This is a genomic window from Tistrella sp., assembly GCF_002684955.1.
In the GTDB taxonomy this organism is placed as follows: Bacteria; Pseudomonadota; Alphaproteobacteria; order Tistrellales; family Tistrellaceae; genus Tistrella; species Tistrella mobilis.
This window is the reverse complement of record NZ_NYWI01000081.1, coordinates 63,912-79,774: the sequence shown is the minus strand read 5'-3', so window position 1 is coordinate 79,774 and position 15,863 is coordinate 63,912. Positions and strand designations below refer to the sequence as shown.

The 15,863-nt window shown below is 59.9% G+C and carries 17 protein-coding genes; 2 read left to right on the top strand and 15 right to left on the bottom strand.

All coding sequences use genetic code 11. The features are described 5' to 3' along the window. The 6 genes from CMO28_RS27525 to CMO28_RS27500 all read right to left on the bottom strand — a co-directional run. The coding region (locus tag CMO28_RS27525; protein ID WP_296720097.1) for a hypothetical protein at positions 1–512 on the bottom strand (512 nt) is incomplete at its 3' end. A gap of 21 nt (positions 513–533) precedes the next feature. Then, the gene (locus tag CMO28_RS27520; RefSeq protein ID WP_296720094.1) at positions 534–1,379 is read right to left on the bottom strand and encodes a phosphoadenosine phosphosulfate reductase family protein; all 846 of its coding nucleotides are present in this window, start codon (positions 1,377–1,379) and stop codon (positions 534–536) included. Beyond that, positions 1,376–2,020: a class I SAM-dependent methyltransferase gene (locus tag CMO28_RS27515; protein WP_296720090.1), complete on the bottom strand. Its 645-nt coding sequence runs from the start codon at positions 2,018–2,020 to the stop codon at positions 1,376–1,378. The genes CMO28_RS27520 and CMO28_RS27515 overlap by 4 nt, the downstream gene beginning before the upstream one ends. Before the next feature lies 1 nt (position 2,021). Then, positions 2,022–2,549, bottom strand: a complete 528-nt coding sequence (locus CMO28_RS27510; protein ID WP_296720088.1) for a hypothetical protein — start codon at positions 2,547–2,549, stop codon at positions 2,022–2,024. Next, entirely contained in the window at positions 2,542–5,946 is a 3,405-nt protein-coding gene (locus tag CMO28_RS27505) for a hypothetical protein (RefSeq protein WP_296720085.1), read from the bottom strand. Before CMO28_RS27505 ends, CMO28_RS27510 begins: the two co-directional genes overlap by 8 nt. Continuing rightward, on the bottom strand, positions 5,946–6,905 hold the full coding sequence (locus tag CMO28_RS27500) for a DUF4007 family protein (RefSeq protein ID WP_296720081.1): 960 nt from the start codon (positions 6,903–6,905) through the stop codon (positions 5,946–5,948). Before CMO28_RS27500 ends, CMO28_RS27505 begins: the two co-directional genes overlap by 1 nt. Positions 6,906–7,059: 154 nt before the next feature. Here CMO28_RS27500 and CMO28_RS27495 point away from each other — a divergent pair, with 154 nt between their 5' ends. Beyond that, positions 7,060–8,247 carry a cysteine desulfurase family protein gene (locus CMO28_RS27495; protein WP_296720079.1) on the top strand — a complete coding sequence of 396 codons (1,188 nt, stop codon included), beginning with the start codon at positions 7,060–7,062 and terminating at the stop codon, positions 8,245–8,247. Between the two features lie 185 nt (positions 8,248–8,432). On the opposite strand, the gene CMO28_RS27490 is transcribed toward CMO28_RS27495, so the two are convergent. From CMO28_RS27490 to CMO28_RS27480, 3 genes are all read right to left on the bottom strand, one after another. After that, positions 8,433–9,356, bottom strand: coding sequence for a nucleotidyl transferase AbiEii/AbiGii toxin family protein (locus CMO28_RS27490; RefSeq protein WP_296720076.1), 924 nt, complete (start codon positions 9,354–9,356; stop codon positions 8,433–8,435). After that, positions 9,346–9,972, bottom strand: a complete 627-nt coding sequence (locus tag CMO28_RS27485) for a type IV toxin-antitoxin system AbiEi family antitoxin domain-containing protein (protein ID WP_296720074.1) — start codon at positions 9,970–9,972, stop codon at positions 9,346–9,348. Before CMO28_RS27485 ends, CMO28_RS27490 begins: the two co-directional genes overlap by 11 nt. A 119-nt stretch (positions 9,973–10,091) precedes the next feature. Then, entirely contained in the window at positions 10,092–10,301 is a 210-nt protein-coding gene (locus CMO28_RS27480; RefSeq protein WP_296720071.1) for a helix-turn-helix domain-containing protein, read from the bottom strand. Positions 10,302–10,418: 117 nt separating this feature from the next. On the opposite strand from CMO28_RS27480, the gene CMO28_RS27475 reads away from it, so the two are divergent. Beyond that, on the top strand, positions 10,419–10,832 hold the full coding sequence (locus tag CMO28_RS27475; protein ID WP_296720068.1) for a hypothetical protein: 414 nt from the start codon (positions 10,419–10,421) through the stop codon (positions 10,830–10,832). A 42-nt stretch (positions 10,833–10,874) separates the two neighbouring features. Here the strand turns inward: CMO28_RS27475 and CMO28_RS27470 are convergent, their stop codons facing one another. Genes CMO28_RS27470 through trbL form a run of 6 tightly spaced genes read right to left on the bottom strand, consistent with a single transcriptional unit; the run spans position 10,875 to position 15,850 of the window. After that, positions 10,875–11,183 carry a DUF736 domain-containing protein gene (locus CMO28_RS27470; protein WP_296720066.1) on the bottom strand — a complete coding sequence of 103 codons (309 nt, stop codon included), beginning with the start codon at positions 11,181–11,183 and terminating at the stop codon, positions 10,875–10,877. Between the two features lie 3 nt (positions 11,184–11,186). Beyond that, positions 11,187–11,444 (bottom strand): DUF2274 domain-containing protein, encoded by a 258-nt coding sequence (locus CMO28_RS27465; RefSeq protein ID WP_296720063.1) that lies wholly within the window; start codon positions 11,442–11,444, stop codon positions 11,187–11,189. Further along, positions 11,441–12,775: a TrbI/VirB10 family protein gene (locus tag CMO28_RS27460; RefSeq protein ID WP_322111421.1), complete on the bottom strand. Its 1,335-nt coding sequence runs from the start codon at positions 12,773–12,775 to the stop codon at positions 11,441–11,443. Before CMO28_RS27460 ends, CMO28_RS27465 begins: the two co-directional genes overlap by 4 nt. Continuing rightward, positions 12,775–13,824, bottom strand: a complete 1,050-nt coding sequence (trbG, locus tag CMO28_RS27455) for a P-type conjugative transfer protein TrbG (RefSeq protein WP_296720060.1) — start codon at positions 13,822–13,824, stop codon at positions 12,775–12,777. The genes CMO28_RS27460 and trbG overlap by 1 nt, the downstream gene beginning before the upstream one ends. Then, positions 13,821–14,519 carry a conjugal transfer protein TrbF gene (gene trbF / locus CMO28_RS27450; RefSeq protein WP_322111422.1) on the bottom strand — a complete coding sequence of 233 codons (699 nt, stop codon included), beginning with the start codon at positions 14,517–14,519 and terminating at the stop codon, positions 13,821–13,823. The genes trbG and trbF overlap by 4 nt, the downstream gene beginning before the upstream one ends. Next, positions 14,516–15,850: a P-type conjugative transfer protein TrbL gene (gene trbL / locus CMO28_RS27445; RefSeq protein WP_296720054.1), complete on the bottom strand. Its 1,335-nt coding sequence runs from the start codon at positions 15,848–15,850 to the stop codon at positions 14,516–14,518. The genes trbF and trbL overlap by 4 nt, the downstream gene beginning before the upstream one ends. Positions 15,851–15,863: the final 13 nt, after the last annotated feature.

The following is a 15,863-nucleotide window of genomic DNA, read 5'->3' as shown; positions in this document are numbered from 1 at the left end:
GGGTTTCCGTCGTCCACATTCTGTCCGCTCCCATTTCCTCTGGCGCGGCATAGAATCACAACGGATTCACCGGATTCAATAACCTTCCGGACGGGCTCTGAGGAAACGTCATCGTCAATGGGGGCGAAGTAAAACCGCAACACCGGATGCCAGGTTCCGATCATCCGCGCGATGCGGGCGCGTTTCTTGACCTTTCTGGCATTAAGGTAGTCCTTATACCGATCTCTCAGGGCGCGTTCGGAATCGCGCCCCGCGATTCCGATGTAAAGTACGTATCCATGGGGCGGAAGAACGTCATTATTCCTGCAAACCGCGAAGGCGTAGATGCCTCGTTTGTCAGCAGGAACCCTTTCCAGTTCTTCGTCGCCGTAGCTGATGGAGTCCCACGTAAGGGCCTCGATTACGTGCTCATTCGCCATCATCTTTTCTGGCGACAAAGTGACGGGCACCGTGTACTTGGCGATTTCCTCGGTTGCCTCGTTCGCAAAATCTATCAAGGAGTCCAGGTCCAACCGTCGGTGCCCCCGCCTGTGTTACTTGTGACATGCCAGACAGACTTTCGCCTTGCCGTACAAATCGTCGATATCCAGTGGCTCGCTATCCGACCTGAGCGGGTTCGGCTGAACCTTCGACTTCATGCGCGCAAGCCGTTGTTCGTGTTCCTGCCTGATCTGTGCGACACGCTCGGGCTGTTCCAGCTCTTCGAGCGATTCGCCCTGGCTCCAGGTAAAAGGAGAACCGTGTTCCACTGCGTCCTTCTCATACGCCTTGGCCTCTTCGAATGCGTCCGGGTGTTGCTCCTTCAGCCGCACCCATTCGATTTTCTGCTGGAAAAAACAGAAGGTGCAGCCGCTGCGCGTTCGCCACTCGTAGTATTTCGGCAAGCCGAGCCCGGCCCCTTTCAGGACATCGAGGACGCCGGCCTTATCGATTCCGGCTTCCTTGAACGGCAGCCTGACGATGAGCTTGTCGTGCTTCGAGGAATAGCCTTCGCGGTATTCCTCGTCGCTGCGGATCGCAACATAGCTGTAAACCGTCATACCATCGTCGAGCATCGGGCGAAGCCAGTGCTCGAACGGGCGAAGCTTGAGCTGGCGGGTACACCAGCGCGTCTGCGCGGACGGCAGGAAATCATTGTACTGCTTGAGCCAGAAATCGAAGTCGCGGTCGGGGTTCAGCCGCAGTATCGGCTGTCCGAGAAATCCCTCCAGACGCCCGAGATATTCGTAAACCTCCGGCAGCTCCTTGCCAGTGTCGGTGAAAAAATACTCGATATCGAGGTCGGGATGATGCTGCCGCATGTAGACGGCAAGCGCCGCGCTGTCGCGCCCGCCGGATAGACCAAGTACGTGCATTTCCGACGACGGTTGTATGGTCATTGGTCGCCCCTCTCAGGTGCCTTCAGGGCTATCGCATTTAGCCACTCGTCCTTTCCCTGATGCCTCCCCTCACCAACCGAGAGCCACACCTCTGCTAGCGTCATATTCGGAAAGTCCGCAAAGAGCTGACGTAAAGACTCCGCGTTCAGATCCAGAAAAAAACGCCCGTCAGTGGAGATGCGCTCCTCAGCGCCATGCTTGAACGATACATACAATGCGCCACCCGGTTTGAGCGCTCCGATCAATCGACTGACAGCATCCCTCAACTCGTCTTTCGGCACATGTAGTAATGATGCGCATGCCCAAATCCCGTCGTGTCGGGGCGGACTGTCAAAGTCCTGAAAACGGAGAACTTGGGCTTCAACACCGGTCAACTGCGTGCTCAGTGTGCAAAGCGCAGGAGACGCGTCAAACGCTTCGACCTCATAGCCGCGCTGGAGAAATGCGAGCGTATCGCGTCCGGATCCGCTTCCGGCGTCCAGTATCCGCCCACCGTGCGCGACATGCCTTAGAAAGCGGCTGTATAGGGCAGACATGTCAACGCGTAGCGTCGTCGCAAAATACGTCTGCGCGTTGCGTTCATAGTATTCGCTTGTCGCTTTTTCTTCTTCAATCGGAGAGGCAAGATGCGGCGTATGCATATCAGCTTTCCGCATGTTTCGACGCAGCCGTGCTGCGGCTGAATAATGTTAGGTATATGGCCGTGAGAAGAGCGAGCAGCAGTATGATGCCAATCCAGCGGGCTGACTCGAATGGCCAGAAAATCCAGAAAGCGCCAACGAATGAAAATAATGACCCTATCAGCATTAAAGCGCAGTAGATCAATATCATGCTATAGGACCCCAACCACGGTAGTTTGGGATTTTTGGGTTCTCCGGAGGCAAAGCTGTCTGGGTTAAACTCTTTAAGTTTCTCTAGATAGCTTTCCAAAACGTCTCGGATGCGCAAAACGGCGAAGATGAGGGACAGGTTGCAAAAGCCGGCAAATATTAGAAGCGCAAATCTGATTTCCTCAGGAAGATCTTTTGTAACTCCAGCACCGAACCACAACCCCCCAGTAAGCGTCATAGCCAGTACAGGGACGTGGTTCATCTGTGTATTCAAGCTTCGGGCTTGCTCGAAGTTCTGTGTATAGCAGAGATGGTGGCGGTTCGTTATTTCATCACTCATGATGCGCCGCCTTTCGTTTCCCATTCGCCTTGGGGGCGAGGGCGTCCTGCATGTAGCGCGTGCTGAGTTCCGCCAACGCCGCAAGAATTATACTGCTCCGGCTGGTGTCGGACTCATCGAGCGCTGCTTCGACACGTTCTATGAGCGCGTTCACGGCGTCACGATCAGAGTCCGCGACATCAAACTCCTCAAGCATCGGCGCAGGCCGCCCGTTCGTGCCGATGACGACGGCCATGGCGTGACGCTTGTCAGGACGGCCTTTCACGCGCGCATAAGTTTCCGCGCGAAGGAATTTCTGTGCCATATCTGCAAGCTCGATCGCTGCCTGGTCGAGATCGGGATCGACCCAGTCGCGCGGCGGCTTGTTCGCGGCCAGGCTCGCAATACCCTCGAAACTCTCGTCGGAACCGTCGAACCGGGCCAACCGACCGACGAAAGCGTCGAGCCGAAAATCCCCGGCAAGCTGCCTGATGTTCTCGGCCCGGTCACGCAGTTCCGCGAGAGACTGCGGAGAAATATTCGGAACCTGCAACTCGGCGAGCATTAGGTCGCACATGCGGTGCAGCATCGACGGATAGGCCTGCACCAGCTCTTCGAGCCCTTCGCGAACGCTCTCAATCACCCGGCGCAAGTCGGCATCCGTCTCGAGGGCCACATCCTCTCCGAGGGTTCCGGGAATGTCGTCGAACAGGAACCGGTTCGGATCGTGTGCGCGTTTGAACAGATCGCGAATACGCGCCGCGTTGGCCGACAACCTCATCGTCCGCGAAGTCCATTGCGGCAACTGCTCGAAAATCGACATCAACCCGCGGCCGACATCTATGGGCTCTAGATGCACAAGCTCGTTAGTCCGATCAAGATCGCGAACGACTTCCGCCATATCGGACAGAAGACGCCGCGCGATATCCGTCAGATCCATCCAGCGTAACTGGATTATGGATGCGTCCTTTGCGAGGTAGTCGGCATCCACGTCGTCAAAACGAACCCTAAAAATACCTTCGCGATAAACGGCAAGCTTGTCGCGTTGAGACTGGATAAAGGCGACGGCGAGAAGAGGCATCAAGCCGTCCTTGATACCGAATGGCGGTTCGCGCCACAGCTCGAAAAGCTCCGAAACGGTGACGGTCCGGTGGGCATTCTCTCTTACATGCTCGAACGCGGCCTGCCACATAGGAGCCAGATGGCACGGATCGTCACCTGTCACCGGCGAAACAAATCTGAAAGTTTTACCCTGTAGAACATAGAGTCCGGTCTTTTCCAGGATCGAGGCAAACAATCCGCCTTCGGCCGGGAAGCCGTCGATACCAAGCCGTACTTCACCCTCCTTGACGACCATGTGGTGCAGCAACTTGTTCTGCGCCATTATGGCGCTGCCCGATGGCTGCTGCCGGTTGAGCAATTCATTATGGAGACGCGGCGATTCAGGGAAGCGGCGATCCGCCAGTTCCGAGGCGATGCCGTTCAGGTCGGCCTGTTGCAGCCGCTTCTTGTGATGTTTTTTGCGAAACCACAAAGCGTTATCGAATGCTTTATGCAGCTCGGTTTCCAAAAGCGCCTGCAATGCCGCGAGACGCGCCGAAACTTCCAGCCGCGCAACGGAGTCACCGGCAAGTTCAGGGTGATCGTTGCTGACGTTTTCCAGCGCGATCAGTTCCCGCGCCAACGGCACAACGGCCCATGACTGTTTGGAAATGCCGACGACGATATCGCCCTTGTCCTTGCCACTGTGGGAGGCCGCTTCCCGGCAAAGCTTTTCGGCCCGTCCCTCTTTTTCTCCATCCGTCGGAATTGCGAGAAGGAATTGCCCGATGGCGCCGTTCTTTGGCGTAAAACCGGAGGCGAACTCGACAATGCCGCTCACCGGCACGATGTTCACATCGAACCAGCGCATCGCCCCGGTTTCATGGTAGTGGCGCTTGGCGAGGATCGGCTGAAGACCGGCAAGCGATTTCAAGAGCTCGAAGTCGATCTCGTCTATTTCATCGAGCGCCGTTCGAACGGCCCGCTCGATATCGAAGTCACTCCCGGCGAAAATGGAGCGGGCGTCGAGAAACTTCTTGAATATCGTGAGCGACCAGCCGTCGAGGTCGGAAAGCGCCTTCTCAATCGCCTTTGTCGACGCGTCCGATAAACAGGATCGCAACAACTCGGAATTCGGGAGGAGTCCCGAGCGTTCCTTGAACAGGTCGATAACGGCGATTGTCTTGAGCAACCTGACATGCAGCGCGTCGCCGCCAAGTGTTTCACAGCGTTCCAGGGCCTCAGCCGCCAGCGCCCATCGGTGTCCGTCGGGCGATGCCAGAATGGACGGTTCCAGATTGGCGCGCAGGTAATCCCAGAGCCGATCGGGTCCGTAAAGCTGGTCGTCCTGGGTATGGCTCAGAAAGTCCTGAAAACCATGTGGCTCCGATGAATTGAGAAAACCGAAAATACTGCGTTGGTTCTGGCCGAAACGCCGTCGCGAAATGGGACCGAGCAACGAGGCGACGACCGGGTGCAAGGGCCAGCAGGCCTCAAGCATGTAAGCCAGCCGCGAAGCATCCTCGAGGGGCCGGTCGCGACGCGCGAATGCGGCGACTGAAGACGCGAGAGCGCCCGGCTTTTTCGCGACACGATCACTCTCTATCGCGCGTGAGATCAGGTCGATTTGCTCTTCCCCCGCCGTATCCACGACGAGATCGATAAACCGCCCCTGAATCTTCGCCCATTCGTCTCGCATCTCGTGCGACAGCCGATGCGCATACTCTTCAAAAGCCTGATGCAGCACGCCGACGATCAGGAAACGCCCGTTACTGCGCGACGCCGCCTCTGCGAGCTGCTGAAGGATATAAATGTCAGAGCCATCCTGTGCGGCGGCTTCGAGGAACTTGCCCATCTCGTCGATGAAGAGGACAACTCCGCCATGCGTCTTGGGCTTGCATGCAGCGGCATCAGTGAGCGTCGCTATCAGGTTACTCTCGGTCCAGCCGCCGCGTGGCACCCGCAACACCAGTCCGGCCTTTTTGACAGCTTCGCCGATAACCGTGACGGGATCGGCCCGCCTGCCAACGACGGGAAGGATGCGCCAACCCTTCGTGCCAGTCGGCAGAGCCTTCCAGATGGTGTTTGTCAGGCCCTGTCCGAAAACCTTCTTTGCCTGTTTCTGCAACCCGGCGTCGCCGTTCAACAGCGCCGCAAGCGCAACGGCAAGACTCGACTTGCCGCTGCCATAAGGGCCGGTCCAGGTGAACGCCCCCTGTCCCGTCTCCGCCACATGACGAGCCATTGTCGTGAGAACGTCCGCGGAGGACTGCGGGCAGACAAAGCCTTCCAGCGCGCTGGCGTCACCGTAATCGGAATCGATTCGAACCGATCTTAGAAAGCGGCGGGCAATCCGAACACGGTCTTCTAGAAGCATCAGGCGGCCTCCCTTCCGACACGCGAAGCGTAGTCGTCAGCCAACCAGGACCGTGCCGCGTCTTCGCTGATCTCAACGCTGCGGACAACCTGTTTCAGACCGGCGGTCTCCGACCACCGGAGCGCGCCGTCCGTGACATCGTCGAGCACGGCAAGACGATCCGCCACGTCGTTCTCTTCGAATTGAAACACCCGTCCCGGACTACCCGGCGCTTGTGCGATGGCTTCGAAGGACAAGGTGGCGGCATTGGCATAGAAGCGCGACCAGAAATCAACAAGGGCATAGGCGAAAACGCCGTCGCTCAGGGTCGATTTGGGGCCACGCACAAAACGAAAGCCGTCGTTCTTGCCTATCGCCTTGATGAGCCCCAATTCAGTCAGCGGCGACTCAAGGGCGTCGTCGTGGCCGGTCTTTCCAGATGGCTGACGCGCTACATAGGTGCGAATGAAGCAGGCAACGTCATTCTTGAGCGTGGTTTCCGCCGCGCTTGGCCATCCGCGGTCTTTTGAAAAGCGGTTGAGCTTTCGGATGAAGCCGTCCCGCTCAAACGTAATGGCGGGATAATGACTGAATGCCCAGAACCATGTTGTTCTCTTGTGATATGCCGCGAACTGCCAGTGAAGAAGCCACAGCGTGGCGGGAGACTCCATCCACGGATCGAGTCCGTTTGAACTAAAGAGCAACCGTCCAAGCTCGGTTGTTTCAACGGAGTTGATGGCGGGCTCGCGGATGATGCGGGCGGCGTTCGCCCAATAGCGCATCGAGCCGACCATGTTTTTGCCGACACCGAATTTCGCTATGGCTTCGTCTCCCCAACACGCAACGCGGTTGTCGGTTTCGGACTCGGTCTCGGCGACGCGGTCAAACGCCTTTTTCAGCCACCCGTAGCGCAGCGGGAAGGTTTCGTGGCCCGAAAACTGCGGGCTGTAATCATTCTGAAAAAGCGGTCCGCGCGCCATGTATCCCCCGGGCTGCTGGATGATGCGTCCAGCTCGACTGTAGCCCGAACGATGTGCTATGGTCAACGAATGCTGGAGCCTACCTCCAGCAGCAAGCGGATGCCGAAATGCGACGACCCGGAAGGTTTTTTTCCATCTATATCATTGATAATAAATGAGAATAAGAAACACGATATATCTCGACCATCAGGCCACGACACCGGTCGATTCCTGTGTTTTGGCCGAAATGACGCCGTATTTCAGCGAATCTTTCGGCAATCCGCATTCATCGGATCACGTCCTCGGGTGGGAAACATCGCGCGCCGTCGATGAGGCAGCCGCCCGAGTCGCACGGCTGATCGGCGCGGACGCCGATGAAATCATCTTCACCTCGGGGGCAACCGAGTCGAATAACCTCGCCTTGCTGGGCGTCGGCCGCCGTGCGACTGGAGGCAAGCGCCGCCGCATCTTGATGGGCACAATCGAGCACAAGTGCGTGCTCGCTGCTGGAAGAGTCCTTGAGGAACAACACGGCTACGCAGTCGAGAAAATTCCTGTCGATCATGAAGGTTTCATAAATCTCTCAGCCCTTGAAGAGGCAATGCGCGATGATGTTCTCGCCGTATCAATTATGGCGGTTAATAACGAGATTGGAACGATTCAGAATATTGAGAAAATATCTAGCATTGTAAGGAGTCAGGGAGCCGTTTTTCATTGTGATGCGGCGCAAGCTCCCATCGCCATGACGATGACTTCATTTGGAGAGTATACGGATATTCTCAGCCTATCATCGCACAAGATGTACGGCCCAAAAGGAGTCGGGGTCATATACATTTCACGCGACCTGCAGGGCCAAATCGAGCCGCTTTTCTATGGCGGCGGCCAGCAGAACGGCCTTCGCTCCGGAACATTGCCAACGCCGCTTTGTGTTGGAATGGGCGCTGCGGCACTCATGTGCGCTGGCGAGGCTGCAGAAGAAAAGCGCATACTGCTGCGGAAACATCGTGATGAATTCATCGATAAGTTGGACAATCTGTCGTGGCCGATAACGGTCAACGGTCCTGTCGGGCATCCCCGCCATCCTGGTAATGCCAATATCCAGTTTATCGGGCATTCGGCGCATGACATTCTCGGCGCTCTGCAACCACGATTGGCGGCATCAACTGGTTCCGCGTGCACAAGCGGGATTCCCGAGCCGTCACATGTACTGAGGGCCATCGGGCTGGATGTAGATGAGGCAGAATCCTCCATCCGCTTCAGTCTCGGTTTCGATACGACGGATCGGGATGTTGAGGACGCTGTCAGCTTGATCGACTCAGCTTTAACCAAGCTGTCGAAGACTGAACTGCCGCGTTCGGCGTGAGCCGGATCGTCTTCGCCGAGATGACGCTTCTGAGAGCGATCACTTAGCTTTTTCGCTACACGGCGTAATCGGATCACGCAGACCGCTGCCAATCGATAATGCGATCACCGCCGGCAGCTAAGCGGTAAACATATTATCCTTCGGCTTGGTGTGGCTAATGAAGATGGCGTCGCGGCTGGCCTCTGTCATGTGGCGGATCTCCAGCCACCATCTGGAGACCAACGGCCAGGCATGTGGCCGTCGTCAATGGCTCCATGAGCTGCCGGCATGATGAAGTCACCGATCTCGCGAATGACTGTCGGCAAATCCGGCTCGTCGATCAGCAGCGGCTCGCGGGCGAGGAAGGATCGCCATTGCTGGGCCTTTTGTGGATCGTCCGAGAAGGCGCCGGTGAACGCGGGGGGACGTTCGCGTGGGACCGGCGTCGTGCGCCTTTCGAATGTGGCGCGGATCGCCGCGGCGAGGACCGCGCCTTCGAAGGTGAAAAGCCGCGACATCGCAAGAAGGTCGTAGAAGTCTTTCATCCGGCTGTTCGCGAGGTCGAGCGCGACCATGGCTTCGAACTTCTCGGCAGCCACCGTTTCACGCGGATAGGCGTTGAGCTTGGGCGCCGGATGGTCGAGAAGAACCGGATATTCGAGCTCCGATGGACCAGGTGTCACGACATCGCCAAAACCGATATCGATCTGGATCGGGATGACGGCGGTGCCGAGGCGCGCCGATGTTCGCAACCGAACGCCTCCATAGATTTGATCGTCGCGAATTGGCTCCGCGGCAATGTGCTCGGCATCGAAGCTCAGCCCGTCTTCCTCAACCGCTTGAACGCAAATCTCGCGGAAGATCCCGACAAGGCGCTCGGCTTCGCGATCGCCAAAGGAAAGAAGGTCTAGGTCGCGCGTCGTTCGGAAAGGGTCTTCGAGCCAAGCGGCATAAAGCATGGCACCTTTGAGAACGAAGCGATCTTTGTGGGGTGAGACGCTTAGGCGGAAGAGAAGCCGTTCCAGGGCGTAGCGCGTGAGCATCCGCTGGAAATTCGCCTGTTTCTCCTTGGCGATGTTTTGAAGCCGCGCACGCACCGAAGCGGCAATGTTCGTCGTCCTACGCGCCATCAGCGACCACCGTTTCGAGATATGGTCGCAGAACAGACCAAATTCGGGTGTCACGGGCGTATTGAACGATTTCCGCCGGCTTGGCCTTGCCTGACTTCACGACGTTGTGGAGGCCCTCAATCGCAACGTCGAAACCGACGGCCTTCCTGAATCGGAAACAGTCCACGACGGTTTTGGCTGGGTTGAAGATCGGCACCAGCACGCCGTCGATGGTGTGCGATTGCACGCCGAGCGAAAGAGCCTGCTCACCGAACCGCACGATGCGGGTTGGAGGGTATTCGATCTTGGGTTTCCGGGCCTTTGGACCTATGGCGACCCAGACTCGGCTCGGCGTCTGGAGCGTGAGCTCATGGAACTGGAGCGCGGAGATGAGGCAGATGACCCCTTTCGGCACGAGCTTCGCGACCTCGGCCAGGTCATGCGGTGCCGTGATGTCGGCGTCGGTGAGCTGATAGAGGCCGCGGGAAACGCGGGTGAGAATGCCCTCTTCCACCAGCCGCGAAAGTGTTTCCGGGTGGACGCCGGCGTCGCTCAGCTCGATGCGACGCATGGCGCCGCGTTCCTTGAGAAGCTCGACGGCCCGGTCTCTCTGTGATATCTCGGCTGTAGTGGTCATGTGACAAAACGTCGGTTGTTAGGCTCTAACTTCCGACGTTTTGTCACAAACTGGCCCATAGGAAAAGCAAAAAAAGCTCCCGGCAGGCTGCTTCATACCAAAACAGCCTCTTGCTAGGCCTATTCCTCCCGAAAGAAATCGATAGGTTTCGCGCCAAGCGCGTCGGCAAGCTTCTCCAGCATATCCACCGTGGCGGCGTTTTCCGAGCGCTCCACCATCCCGACATAGTTGCGGTTTATCTCCGCGCTGTCGGCAAGTTCTTCTTGCGACATTCCCTTTTCCTGCCGCAAGTGCTTGAGATTTCGAGCCACGATCCGCCTCAGCTTCATGGCGAAAGGCAGCCCGAATACCTAGTATACTGCCACCTAGTATACTAGGTATTTTGTTAAGCTCCATCTGGAGACCTTAGTTTCTGTGTTTCTTGACGCTGTGCCATGCCCCTAAATGTGACCCTGGCAACGTTCTTCCGTGCCGATCGCAATGCGGATCGAACGATTGGTCCCGAGCACTATCTCGCCGGATTCGAAGACCAAGACGGCGAGCCCTGGGGCTTGATTGTGCCGCTTGAGCCAGATGACGTCGAAGCCGTCGTTCTTGGCGACATTGCATTTTCCGTTTCGATGCAACTCGACGGAACGCTGTTGATCGAAGCCGAAGGGCGCGGAGACGCCGCGAACGAGGCAATCCTCGCATCCGGTTCCTTGGCGAGGGCGCCGCTGGACGAAGTCGTTCGGACCGCCCTCGATCCGGATTTGATGGCCATGGAAGACGAAACCGTAGGAGAGCTGCGCACGCTTCGCAGCCGTCTGACGGCGGCCCTCCGACTGGTTGATCAGGCCCTCGACGACGCCAAAGAATAGAGCGGAGAATTCAGCCGCTATTCTGTCCCTCAACGGCCTGCATCAGGCGTCCCGCCGGTTCCACACGAGAAACGCCGCGCCGTCCTCCTCGAAGAGCGCCGCGCGGATCGGCTCGGGAAAGCTTGGATCGTCGAGCTGGACGCTAAGATAGTCCCGCGGCTCCTCGCCGTTGGTCTGGGCCTTCCAGGCGGCGCCGAGTTCGGCCCGCCCAGCATAGACCCGGAAATCCGGCGCTCCCTCGCTCTTCTTGCTGTCATTCGCAATGATCTTGGCCTTAACGTTGACCGTCAGGGTGCGGATTGTCCCGACATAACCGTCCTTGCCGGCGGTGAAACTTCCAATAGTAGCCATCGTTCAGGTCTCCTTTGCTTGGGTTGGTGGGGAAGATGGGCGCGCGTTTTCGAGTTCCTTGCGCGCCCGTTTGAAACCGGGGTCGGCGTTCATGAAGGCGTCCAACATGAACGGGATGAGATCGGCGACACTCTCCTTCTGGCCGTAGGCGCGCCGGTAAATTTCGGCATAGTCATTGAGCGCCGCCTTCAGATCGGCGTTGGCCGAGAAAGTGATCTTCACGCTCTCGCGGTCGGGGAGCTTGTCGAGCTTCAAGGTCATCGGATCACTCCCAGGTCGCGGTAAGGCCGCAGCACCAGGTCCTTGTTGACGATGATGCGCAATGGCCAACCGGGTCGGATGGTGATGGTGGGTTGGATGTTGAGGTTGCGCTCGGTGATGCGCTGGCCGACCTGATTGGCGCTGTCCTGAGTGGACTCGCGAATCGCCGCGACGAGATCGCTTTCTTCATCGCCGAAGGTCAGCTCCGTCGAGACGCCGAGCAACGTGGACAGCGCAATGCCCTTCAGAAGCCGCCAGGTGTGGAAGTTCACCTCGTCCTCGAGCCCGGCATAACCAGCCACGTCGGTCGCCGGCAGGTTCTCGATCACGACGGACGAGCCATCCGGCATGATGATCCGCTGCCAAATCACGAGGGCGCGGTCTTGCCCGAAGGCGATGACGCTGTCATAGGTTCCGATGACGCGGGAGCCTTGCGGGATCAGAAGATAGGTCCCAGAGACCGTGTCGTAGATATTCTCGGTGATCTGCGCGATGACGCGGCCCGGGAGATCGGAATTGATGCCGGTGACGAGGCTGGCGGAGATGACGGTCCCTGCCATCACCTGATAGGGCGAGGCCGGGTCCTGCAACGCATGCGGATTGTATATGGCCGCGTCGACGCCCTGGTCGAGGAAGTCGAGCTTGCGTCCTTGCAGGTTCTGGTCGTTCTGGAGGTCAAGTTCCAACGGGGCGCCCGCGTTGCCCCCGCTGGCGACCTCGAAGGGGTTACGATCGGCGGGCGCCGTTCCGGGCGCGGTGGGCATTCCCGCGCCGGAGATGTCTGCCTGAGCGACTCCCGCCGTCCTCGAGGTGAGTTGGAAAAATACCCCGGACTCGCGGCCCTGCTGGGCGAGCCGCGCTTGCCGGATGCGCTCGGCGCGTGCCGCGTCCTCTTCCGGGCTCGGACGGAACGGCAAGTCTGGCGTCGGCCCGATCCCCAACTCCCGCTCGGCGGCGACGACGGCGGGACCAATATCGCCGGGCAGAGGCGGCCCCAACTCTACGGGCGGGCGTGAGATGTCGCTATAGCGGCGCGGCAGAGCTTCGAGGCCATCAGGGGTCGGGTTGTTTTCGGTCCGATAGAGTTCGCGTCCGGTATTGTCGCGGTCGAACAGCCGCGGCGGGTCGAGGGCAAAGATGGTCGCGCCGAGGATCAGGAGTAGTCCCGTGCCCGAAAGTGCGATCAGCACACGCCGGTTGATCCGCGTGACGGGGCGCGGCGCGGCGCGCAGCATCAGGTCTTCCGGATCGACCTTCGGCGCGCTCGCCCCGGTCGAGTCAGGGATTGGTGGATCTGGGATCGACGGGTCGTCTGAGCGTGATGGCGTCATCAGCGGTCCTCACGGTCCGGAATGCGGTGTTGGCTGACCTCGATGTCGCCGGTCCGCGACTGGCTCGACGCGGCGGGACGGCCGTCGGTCCGTGTAATGCGCACGACTTGCTGCGGGTCTTCGCCGAGCCGCAGCTCGGCAGCCGCAAAAAGTCGATCGACGATGTAATAGCGGCCGCGCACCCGGTAATTGACGAGCTGATTTTTTCCGTCCGGACCGACGACGAAGAGCGGCGGCGCCTCGCCCTGATTGAGCCGCGCCGGGAACTGGATATAGACCTTGTGGGTGTCGTCGAAGACACGCACCGGCCGCCATGGCGGATTGTCGCCGCTGATGGCGTAGCGGAAGCGCAAATTGTCGATATCGAGCCCGCGGTCGATCACGCGGTCCGCGGCCTCTTCGGCGGCGATATTGCGGCGCGTGAGCGCCAGGAGCTCATCGCGCGGATAATGCCAGGAGACCGAGGCCATATAGGTCTCCGGCGTACTGGTGAGCTCCAGGTGATAGGCACGCCGATCGGTGATAATGACGAGGTTGGTGCGCAGGCCCTCGGCGATGGGCTTAACCAGCACGTGGGCTTGTGCCGCGTCACCGGAACCGCTGACCGTATCGCCGATCACCCAGCGAACGGTGTCGCCGGCCGAGACGGCGACGATCTTCTCGCCCGGCTGGAGCGCGATGTTGCTGACGTTCCCGGGCGAGGTATAGAGCTGGTAAAGTGCGCCTTCCGTATAGGGATAGACCTGGATCGCGTTGATATAGCCGTCCGTGCTCGGCTCCACCGCGGCGGCAGTGTTGGCGTCCGTGACGCGCTCTTCCGGTGGCCGCGTGTCCTCCGCAGGCGGCTGCCATTCCCTTGGCACTGGCATCAGCTGACCCGGCAGGGGCAACGGCTCGGGTACTGTGACGATCTCGACGGGACGCGGCGGCTCGGCAGCGAGCGTCGCGGCATCGAAGTCTTCCGCGTCGTAACTGATCTCGGGTGGCAATTGCTTTGTGGCGCAGGCGGCGAGCAACAAGGGCGCTGCAACGACGAGTATCTTTTTCATGGGTTATCTCCCGAGATGAGGTCGCGACTCCAATTGAGAGCGTGGACATAGATTCCGAGCGGGTTCTTCCTGAGCGCCTCCTCGGTGCGGGGCGGCTGCAGGACGATGGAAAGGACAGCGGTGTAGCGCGTGGTCGCCGCGAGCGTGCCGTTCTCGAAGGACTGCTCCCGCCAGCGCACATCGAAGCTGTCGCCAGAGGAGCGCACGATGCTGGTCACCTCGACGGTTACGGTGCGCTGGCCGACCCTCGAAAACGGATCGTTCTCGCGCGCGTAGTCGTTCAGCGTGTTGGCGGCGCGGTCGGTGGCGTAGTCATAGGCGCGCAGCCAATTCTGGCGCACGACGATTGGGTCGATCGAGAGCGAGCGGACATTCTCGATGAAGCGCGCCAGATGGTAGGCGATCTGGGCGTCGGTTGGCTCATAGGCGGCGATGGCCGGACCGACGGCGCGGGTCTGCCCGAGTGTGTCGATCTCGACGACATAAGGCGTGATCGTGCTGCGTCCGGCTTGCCAGACGACCCCGCCGGACAGGCCGATGGCGAGCGCCAGGCAGCCGAACGCCATGAACCGCCAATTCCGCGCCTGCACGCGCGCCGAGCCGATGCGCTCGTCCCAGACTTGCGCCGCTCGTTGATAAGGCGTCTCCGGTTCTGGTGTGTGGCCGTACGTCGAGGTGGATCGTTTGAACATCAGTCGTCGTCCCTCAATCTGGGGTTCTCGCCGGAGGCCGGGCGGTCGCCGTCGCGGATCGTGTGGGCCGTCACGGTCGCGCCTTCGCGCAGCCGTTGTTCTCGCCTCAGCTTCTGAGCCCAATCGGGCGCACCGCTTGCCGCGGCCGCAGCGCTGGTCGACGCCTCACCGCCGCTGGGACGCGTGCCGCCGGTCGCGGTGAAAGCGCCGCGCTGACCGTCTGCAAAGGATTGGCGCACGCCCGATGTCGCGCGTCCCGCAACGCTGCGAACGCCCTGACCGACAGCACCGGCGCCGGCGCGGGCGACGCCGGCCGCCCCTGCCGCAACGCCTGCCGCGCCGGACGCGCCAGAGGTTGCGCGCGCCATGCCGTACGCGCCGCTCGCCCCGCCCGCCATGGAGGATGCCGCTCGGGTCGCCGCGCCCGCCCCTGCGCCAAGAGCGCGCGCACCGCCGACAGCCGCACCGGCGGCGGCGGCACCGCCGATGGCGAGCCCGGCCGCCGATCCCACGGCGGCCCCGGCGCCGAGCTGTGGCGCACCGGAGACGAGACCGGCCGCAATGCCGGGGCCGAAGATACCAAGCATGAAAATCGCCAGCGCGCCCAGGACGGTGGAAAGCGCCTGCTCGATGGTGATCTCGTCGCCCACAAAAGACGCGGTGAAGGAACCGAACAGGGTCGAGCCGATGCCGACGATGACGGCGAGCACCATCAGCTTGATGCCCGCGGCAACCACATTGCCGAGCACGCGCTCGGCAAGGAAGGCGGTCTTTCCCCAGAGCGCGAAGGGCACAAGGATGAAGCCGGCCAAGGTGGTCAGCTTGAACTCGAGGATGGTGATGAAGAGTTGGATCGCCAGGATGAAGAAGGCCAAGAGCACGATAATCCAGGCGACCATCAGTACCGCGATCAGAACGAAGTTCTCGAAAAAGGCGATCGGTCCAAGAAGGTCCTCGACTTCCCTCAAAAGCGGATCTGCGGCGACGAAGCCGGTATTCGCGACGAAACCTGGCCGCATGAGATCGTCTGCGGTGATCGCGGAATTGCTCGCCCGCAAGCCGAGTCCCGCGAAGCTGTCGAAGATGACATCGGCGAGAAAGGAGAAGTTGTTCAGGATGAAGGCGAAGGCGCCGACGTATAGTACCTTTTTGATCATCGCGGGGATGACCGACTTGTCGTCCGAAAGCGCCCAGAACAGGCCGGCGAGCGTGATGTCGATGCCGATCAGGATCGTCGTCAGAAACGCGACATCTGGCCCGAGGAACCCGAAGCCGGAATCGATGTAGTTGACGAAAATCTCCGTGAACTGATCGATGACGCCGACATCATCCATTGTGCGCGTCCCC

Excerpts from the sequence above, each read along its gene's own strand:
- CMO28_RS27520 (WP_296720094.1), bottom strand. The coding sequence starts at position 1,379 with ATGACCATACAACCGTCGTCGGAAATGCACGTACTTGGTCTATCCGGC.
- CMO28_RS27515 (WP_296720090.1), bottom strand. The coding sequence starts at position 2,020 with ATGCATACGCCGCATCTTGCCTCTCCGATTGAAGAAGAAAAAGCGACA.
- CMO28_RS27510 (WP_296720088.1), bottom strand. The coding sequence starts at position 2,549 with ATGAGTGATGAAATAACGAACCGCCACCATCTCTGCTATACACAGAAC.
- CMO28_RS27505 (WP_296720085.1), bottom strand. The coding sequence starts at position 5,946 with ATGCTTCTAGAAGACCGTGTTCGGATTGCCCGCCGCTTTCTAAGATCG.
- CMO28_RS27500 (WP_296720081.1), bottom strand. The coding sequence starts at position 6,905 with ATGGCGCGCGGACCGCTTTTTCAGAATGATTACAGCCCGCAGTTTTCG.
- CMO28_RS27495 (WP_296720079.1), top strand. The coding sequence starts at position 7,060 with ATGAGAATAAGAAACACGATATATCTCGACCATCAGGCCACGACACCG.
- CMO28_RS27490 (WP_296720076.1), bottom strand. The coding sequence starts at position 9,356 with ATGGCGCGTAGGACGACGAACATTGCCGCTTCGGTGCGTGCGCGGCTT.
- CMO28_RS27485 (WP_296720074.1), bottom strand. The coding sequence starts at position 9,972 with ATGACCACTACAGCCGAGATATCACAGAGAGACCGGGCCGTCGAGCTT.
- CMO28_RS27480 (WP_296720071.1), bottom strand. The coding sequence starts at position 10,301 with ATGAAGCTGAGGCGGATCGTGGCTCGAAATCTCAAGCACTTGCGGCAG.
- CMO28_RS27470 (WP_296720066.1), bottom strand. The coding sequence starts at position 11,183 with ATGGCTACTATTGGAAGTTTCACCGCCGGCAAGGACGGTTATGTCGGG.
- CMO28_RS27465 (WP_296720063.1), bottom strand. The coding sequence starts at position 11,444 with ATGACCTTGAAGCTCGACAAGCTCCCCGACCGCGAGAGCGTGAAGATC.
- CMO28_RS27460 (WP_322111421.1), bottom strand. The coding sequence starts at position 12,775 with ATGACGCCATCACGCTCAGACGACCCGTCGATCCCAGATCCACCAATC.
- trbG (WP_296720060.1), bottom strand. The coding sequence starts at position 13,824 with ATGAAAAAGATACTCGTCGTTGCAGCGCCCTTGTTGCTCGCCGCCTGC.
- trbL (WP_296720054.1), bottom strand. The coding sequence starts at position 15,850 with ATGGATGATGTCGGCGTCATCGATCAGTTCACGGAGATTTTCGTCAAC.